This is a genomic window from Pseudomonas reactans (assembly GCF_013387025.1).
Classification (GTDB): Bacteria; Pseudomonadota; Gammaproteobacteria; order Pseudomonadales; family Pseudomonadaceae; genus Aquipseudomonas; species Aquipseudomonas reactans.
The window spans coordinates 84,330-90,719 of the sequence record NZ_JACAQP010000029.1; the positions used below are offsets into that span (position 1 = coordinate 84,330).

The 6,390-nt window shown below is 57.1% G+C and carries 7 protein-coding genes; 3 read left to right on the plus strand and 4 right to left on the minus strand.

Annotated elements, in window-relative coordinates; translation table 11 throughout:
• Nucleotides 1–15: 15 nt before the first annotated feature.
• A complete protein-coding gene (gene hemJ, locus HX793_RS23930; protein WP_016977900.1) occupies nt 16–444 on the minus strand; it encodes a protoporphyrinogen oxidase HemJ in 429 nt (142 codons plus the stop codon).
• Nucleotides 445–579: 135 nt separating this feature from the next.
• On the opposite strand from hemJ, the gene argC reads away from it, so the two are divergent.
• The gene (gene argC, locus HX793_RS23935; RefSeq protein WP_177096543.1) at nt 580–1,614 is read left to right on the plus strand and encodes an N-acetyl-gamma-glutamyl-phosphate reductase; all 1,035 of its coding nucleotides are present in this window, start codon (nt 580–582) and stop codon (nt 1,612–1,614) included.
• 164 nt (nt 1,615–1,778) lie between these two features.
• Nucleotides 1,779–2,129: an iron-sulfur cluster insertion protein ErpA gene (gene erpA / locus HX793_RS23940; RefSeq protein ID WP_003176443.1), complete on the plus strand. Its 351-nt coding sequence runs from the start codon at nt 1,779–1,781 to the stop codon at nt 2,127–2,129.
• Nucleotides 2,130–2,196: 67 nt separating this feature from the next.
• Here erpA and HX793_RS23945 read toward each other — a convergent pair whose 3' ends face one another.
• Nucleotides 2,197–3,288 (minus strand): anhydro-N-acetylmuramic acid kinase, encoded by a 1,092-nt coding sequence (locus HX793_RS23945; protein WP_177096541.1) that lies wholly within the window; start codon nt 3,286–3,288, stop codon nt 2,197–2,199.
• A gap of 3 nt (nt 3,289–3,291) precedes the next feature.
• On the minus strand, nt 3,292–4,710 hold the full coding sequence (locus HX793_RS23950) for a peptidoglycan DD-metalloendopeptidase family protein (RefSeq protein WP_016977904.1): 1,419 nt from the start codon (nt 4,708–4,710) through the stop codon (nt 3,292–3,294).
• A 208-nt stretch (nt 4,711–4,918) separates the two neighbouring features.
• On the opposite strand from HX793_RS23950, the gene tyrS reads away from it, so the two are divergent.
• On the plus strand, nt 4,919–6,118 hold the full coding sequence (gene tyrS / locus HX793_RS23955) for a tyrosine--tRNA ligase (RefSeq protein ID WP_016977905.1): 1,200 nt from the start codon (nt 4,919–4,921) through the stop codon (nt 6,116–6,118).
• Between the two features lie 36 nt (nt 6,119–6,154).
• Here the strand turns inward: tyrS and HX793_RS31025 are convergent.
• On the minus strand, nt 6,155–6,390 hold a 236-nt coding region (locus tag HX793_RS31025), incomplete at its 5' end, for a hypothetical protein (protein WP_218646204.1).

The window sequence follows — 6,390 nt, forward strand, 5'->3', positions numbered from 1 at the left end:
CCCGAGTAATTGAAATTAGAACGGTTTGACCACGACCAAAATTACGATAGCCAGCAATATCAGAACGGGCACTTCATTGAACCAGCGATAAAAGACATGGCTGCGGGTATTTTCGCCACGCGCAAAACGTTTCACCTGTGCGCCGCACATGTGGTGGTAGCCAATAAGCAGTATGACCAGCGTCAGCTTGGCGTGAATCCAACCGCCCGAATGAAAGAGGCTCGGGTTCAGGTAGATCAGCCAGCCGCCGAAGATCAGCGCGGCAACCATCGCCGGCCCCATGATGCCGCGGTACAACTTGCGCTCCATGACGCTGAAACGCTCCTTGCTGACGGTGTCCTCGCTTTGGGCGTGATAGACGAACAGGCGTGGCAGGTAGAACAGCCCGGCAAACCAGCAGACGATGCTGACGATATGAAAGGCTTTGACCCATAGATAAAGCATTTTTAGTTATTCCCAGGTTCACGGTAGCCGAGATAGTAGTGGCTCATGCGCCCGTACGTCACGTTGACGGTTGTCGCAGGACGATACGGCCCCTATTATCGACGGCTTTCCAGTGGGTTCGTTGAGGGCAGGTTTATGGTCAAGGTCGGTATCGTCGGCGGCACGGGTTACACCGGTGTCGAATTGCTGCGTCTGTTGGCACAGCATCCGCAAGCTGAGGTGGTGGTCATCACTTCCCGATCCGAGGCCGGGCTGGCCGTGGCCGATATGTACCCGAACCTGCGAGGCCATTACGACGGCCTGGCGTTCAGCGTTCCGGACATCAAGACCTTGGGCGCCTGCGACGTGGTGTTCTTCGCTACCCCGCACGGTGTTGCCCACGCATTGGCCGGTGAGTTGCTGGCGGCTGGCACCAAGGTGATCGATCTGTCGGCGGACTTCCGTCTGCAGGACGCCGACGAGTGGGCCCGGTGGTACGGTCAGCCTCACGGTGCGCCGGAGCTGTTGAAAGAGGCGGTGTACGGCCTGCCGGAAGTCAATCGTGAGCAGATCAAGCAAGCGCGCCTGATTGCGGTGCCGGGTTGCTATCCGACCGCTACTCAATTGGGGTTCCTGCCTTTGCTGGAAGCCGGGCTGGCAGACGCTTTGCGTTTGATCGCGGATTGCAAGTCAGGCGTCAGTGGCGCCGGTCGTGGTGCAGCGGTCGGTTCGCTGTACTCCGAGACGTCGGAAAGCATGAAGGCCTATGCAGTAAAAGGGCATCGCCACTTGCCGGAAATCCGCCAGGGACTGCGTCGCGCCGCCGGTAAAGATGTAGGCCTGACCTTCGTGCCACACCTGACTCCGATGATCCGCGGTATTCACTCCACGTTGTACGCAACTGTGGTCGATCGCTCGGTAGACCTGCAGGCGCTGTTCGAGAAACGTTATGCCAGCGAACCGTTCGTCGACGTGATGCCTGCTGGTAGCCACCCGGAGACCCGCAGCGTACGCGGCGCCAATGTGTGCCGTATTGCCGTGCACCGTCCGCAGGATGGCGACTTGGTGGTGGTGTTGTCGGTGATCGATAACCTGGTCAAGGGCGCGTCGGGCCAAGCGGTGCAGAACATGAACATCCTGTTTGGCCTGGATGAGAAGCTCGGCTTGTCCCACGCGGGCATGCTGCCTTAAGGCTTCCTGGCTGTTAAGCAAAAGGCCCGTTGATCGGGCCTTTTGTGTTTTTAAGGGCGGCAGCGCGGATTGATATACCGTAACAATAGTTGACCGCTTTTCTAGGAGAAGCGGATAATGCCGCCATTACGCATATGGCGGCGGTACGCCGGGAGATTATCAGCATGAGCGTTGAATCCTTCACCCCCACGGCTTTGCAATTCACCCACGGTGCTGCGCACAAGGTGAAGAGCCTGGTCGATGAAGAGGGTAATGATCGCTTGAAGCTGCGCGTGTTCGTTACGGGCGGCGGTTGTTCAGGGTTTCAGTACGGTTTTACCTTCGATGAAGATGTGGCCGATGATGACACCATCGTTGAACGCGAGGGCGTGAGCCTGGTCGTGGATCCGATGAGCTTCCAATACCTGGCAGGTGCCGAGGTGGATTACCAGGAAGGTCTGGAAGGTTCGCGTTTCGTGATCAAGAACCCTAACGCCACCACGACCTGTGGTTGCGGGTCTTCGTTCTCGATCTGATCTGTAGCGCATACAAAAACGCCGCTTGGCTGTGATAGGCCAAGCGGCGTTTTGCTGTCCGGCTATTTTAGGCGGGGTAGATCGCGCCCAGTACTCGAAGACCGCGTGCGTCGGTGACGCTCGGGCGGTTGGCGGCAATACCTTCAAGGCAGCAATGCGCCAGCCAGGCGAAGGCCATGGCTTCGACCCAATCGGGATCCACCCCGTAGGTAGCGGTGCTGCTGACGTGAGTTGACGGAAGCAGGGTGGCCAGACGGTTCATCAGCGTGGCGTTGTGAGCTCCGCCGCCACATACCAGCAATGTTTCTGTCTGGGATTGGGCCGACTGTAGGGACTCAACGATCGTCAGGGCGGTCAGCTCAAGCAGCGTTGCCTGCACATTCTGAGGCTCAAATGCTGGCAAGCGGCCAAGGTGTTGATGCAGCCATTCCAGGTTGAACACTTCGCGCCCAGTGCTCTTGGGGCCTTTGGTCACGAAGAAGGGGTCGCTGAGCAGGGCATTGAGCAACTGGGGCTCGACCTTGCCGCTGGCTGCCCACTGACCATCGCGATCAAAGTGTTCGCCGCGTTGTTGGTGAATCCACGCATCCAGTAGGACGTTGCCCGGGCCGCTGTCGAAGCCGGCTACAGGCTTACCGGTTTCGATAAGGCTGAGGTTGCTGAAACCTCCGACATTCAATACGGCGCGGTTACCAGTGCGCTCACCAAACAACGCTTCGTGGAAGGCGGGTACCAACGGGGCGCCCTGGCCACCGGCGGCCACATCACGGCTGCGGAAATCGCTGACCACGGTGATATTCGTCAGCTCGGTGAGCAAGGCCGGATTGCCGATTTGCACGGTAAAACCCCGGGCAGGCTCATGGCGGATGGTCTGGCCATGGCTGCCAATCGCACGAATGTCCTGCGGCTTGAGCTTTTGCTGATCGAGTAGAGCGTGAATACCTTGTGCGGCCAAGGTCACCCATTTCTGTTGGGCAATGGCGGAGCGGGCGATTTCATCCGGCCCGCTGGCGCATAGGGCAAGCAGCTCGGCGCGCAGGGTATCTGGCATTGGGATGTAGTGCGTGGCGATCAACTTGATCGCCGGGTCTTGCTCGATCAAGGCAATGTCCAGGCCGTCGAGGCTGGTCCCGGACATCACGCCTATATAGAGTGGCATACCTTAACGCTTCGCCGAAGCCAGCAGGGTGGAGCGCTCTTGATCCATGCGCGCCATCAACGGCTGGCTTTGTTGCATGAAGCGGGCGCGCTCGGCCTTGGCGATCGGGTCGGCCATCGGCAGTTTCTGGCCCAGTGGGTCGACGTGGACGCCATTGACCTGGAACTCATAGTGCAAGTGCGGGCCAGTGGACAGCCCGGTAGTGCCGATATAGCCGATCACCTGGCCTTGCTTCACGGTGCCGCCAGTCTGTACGCCTTTGGCGAAACCTTGCATGTGACCATACAGCGTACGGTAGGTGTTGCCGTGCTGGATGATCACGGTATTGCCGTAACCGCCGCGACGACCGGCCAGCAATACCTTGCCGTCGCCGGCAGCCTTGATTGGCGTGCCACGCGGTGCCGCATAGTCCACACCTTTATGGGCGCGGATTTTGTTCAGAATTGGATGCTTGCGACCCATGGAGAAACGCGAGCTAATACGAGCGAAGTCCACCGGGGTACGGATGAAGGCCTTGCGCATGCTATTACCGTCGGCGGTGTAGTAGCTGCTGTTGCCTTGTTTGTTGGTGTAACGCACAGCGGTGTAGGTCTTGCCGCGGTTGGTAAAGCGCGCGGAGAGAATGTTGCCAGTGCCGACGACCTTGCCGTTGGCGACTTTCTGCTCGTAGATCACGTCGAATTCGTCGCCTTGACGGATGTCCTGAGCGAAGTCGATGTCGTAGCCAAACACGCTGGCCATGTCCATGGTCATGCTGTGGGACAGACCGGCGCGGGCTGCGGATTGTGACAGCGAGCTGTTGATGACGCCGTGTACGTAGGCGGAGCGCATCACTGGTTTGGTGGTGATGCGGTTGAAGGCAAAACCCTTGGCGCCTTTGGTCAGGGTGATGCTTTCAAGGTCGCTGACATTGCTATGCAGGTTGTGCAGTTGGCCGTCAGGCGTCAGTTCGAACTCAAGTTTCTGGCCGTGTTTGAGTTGGGTGAATTGCTTGGCCTGCTTGTCGCTGGCCAGTACTTCATTGACGGTGGCTGCGGGGAGGCCGACTTTCTCGAACAGGGTCGACAACGTGTCGCCCTTGGCCACGATCACTTCGCGGTGTTGTGGGTTCTTGGCGGCGTCGGCGACCGGTGCAGGCAGCTCTTGGGTGGCTTGCTGGGTATCTTCGGGGCTGCTTTCTATCTGGGCGAACGGCGATTCGGTCGGTGCATTTGTGGCTTGTTGCGCGTCGGAAGCGTCTTGATCTTGTGTCAGTTGTTCAACGGGACTTTCCAGGTCAAGGCTCAGGGATGTTCGTTTGGCTTCTACGTCACTGGAAGGGAATACCAGGAGTGCCAGGCTGAGAAGGGCGGCGATACCACTTGCGGCGAGCAGGTGGGTCTTCGGGTAAAGCGGCGGCGCTTTAGACGGTTCAGTGGTCATAGGTAATTTGACTTTGAAGATGAAATGGAAAAGATGAATGACATGATGAAGATGAAATAACTGTATAAAATATAACCAAATCATCTGTGGCGCAAGCTCGCGAACGCTGGGCTTGCTGAACGGTGTCCGTTCGCAGGGCAAAACTTGTAATTAGTCCCTGATCTTGTATGGTTGGTTCCCTTTTGAATCTGAGCCTTGCGGGTCTGTTATGAAGTCGGTTGAAGAGCAGCTAGCGCTGATAAAACGTGGTGCGGAAGAACTGTTGGTTGAAGCTGAGCTGATTGAAAAGCTCAAGCGTGGCCAGCCCCTGCGTATTAAGGCTGGCTTTGATCCGACTGCGCCGGATCTGCACTTGGGCCATACCGTGCTTATTAATAAGCTGCGCCAGTTCCAGGAGTTGGGGCATCAGGTCATCTTCCTTATAGGTGATTTCACCGGGATGATCGGCGATCCGAGTGGCAAGAGCGCGACGCGTCCGCCGCTGACGCGTGAGCAGGTGCTCGACAATGCCGAGACCTACAAAACCCAGGTGTTCAAGATTCTCGATCCGGCCAAGACCGAAGTGGCATTCAACTCCACCTGGATGGATCAGATGGGACCAGCGGACTTCATTCGTCTGACCTCTCAGTACACCGTTGCGCGGATGCTTGAGCGCGATGACTTCGACAAGCGCTACTCCACCAATCAGCCGATCGCCATTCATGAGTTCCTCTATCCGCTGGTTCAGGGCTATGACTCGGTAGCCTTGCGTGCGGACGTTGAGCTGGGTGGCACCGACCAGAAATTCAACCTGTTGATGGGGCGTGAACTGCAGCGTGCGTATGGGCAGGAAGCTCAATGCATTCTGACCATGCCTTTGCTTGAAGGGTTGGATGGCGTCAAGAAGATGTCCAAGTCCTTGGGCAACTATGTCGGCATCCAGGAAGCGCCGGGTGTGATGTACGGCAAGCTGGTCTCCATTCCGGATGCGCTGATGTGGCGTTACTTCGAGTTGTTGAGCTTCCGCTCGATGGATGAGATCAATGCGCTGCGTGCTGATGTAGAGGCGGGCGCCAATCCGCGTGACGTGAAGATCAAGCTGGCTGAAGAGATTGTTGCGCGTTTCCATGGTGAAGAGGCTGCTGCCAATGCTCACCGTGCCGCGGGTAATCGCATGAAGGATGGCGAGCTGCCGGATGATCTGCCGGAGATTGAGCTGTCTGCTGCCGAGGCGATGCCAATTGCTGCTGTGCTCAATAAAGCAGGTCTTGTCAAAAACTCGGCAGTGGCGCGTGACCTGCTGGGTTCCGGTGGTGTGCGTATAGATGGTGAGGTTGTTGATCGCACCTTTATATACGAGCTGGGTGCTACCCACGTTTGCCAGGCCGGCAAGAAGGCATTTGCGCGTATTACGCTCAAATCCGAATAAGTCTGAAATTAGGTGTTGACGGCGAATTATAACTGTCTATAATTCGCCCCACTTCCGGCGCAGTCGAAACGGAAAACTCCTTGGTAAACAATGAGTTATGTAAGTTTCGGCAGTAGGTTGCTTCAGTTCATCGAAGCCAAAAGGAAGTTGAAAAAGAGGTGTTGACAGCAGCGTGTAACGCTGTAGAATTCGCCTCCCGCTGACGAGAGATCGGAAGCGCAAGTGGTTGAAGTTGTTGAAGAAATCTTCGAAAGCTTCTGAAAGCTTCTGAA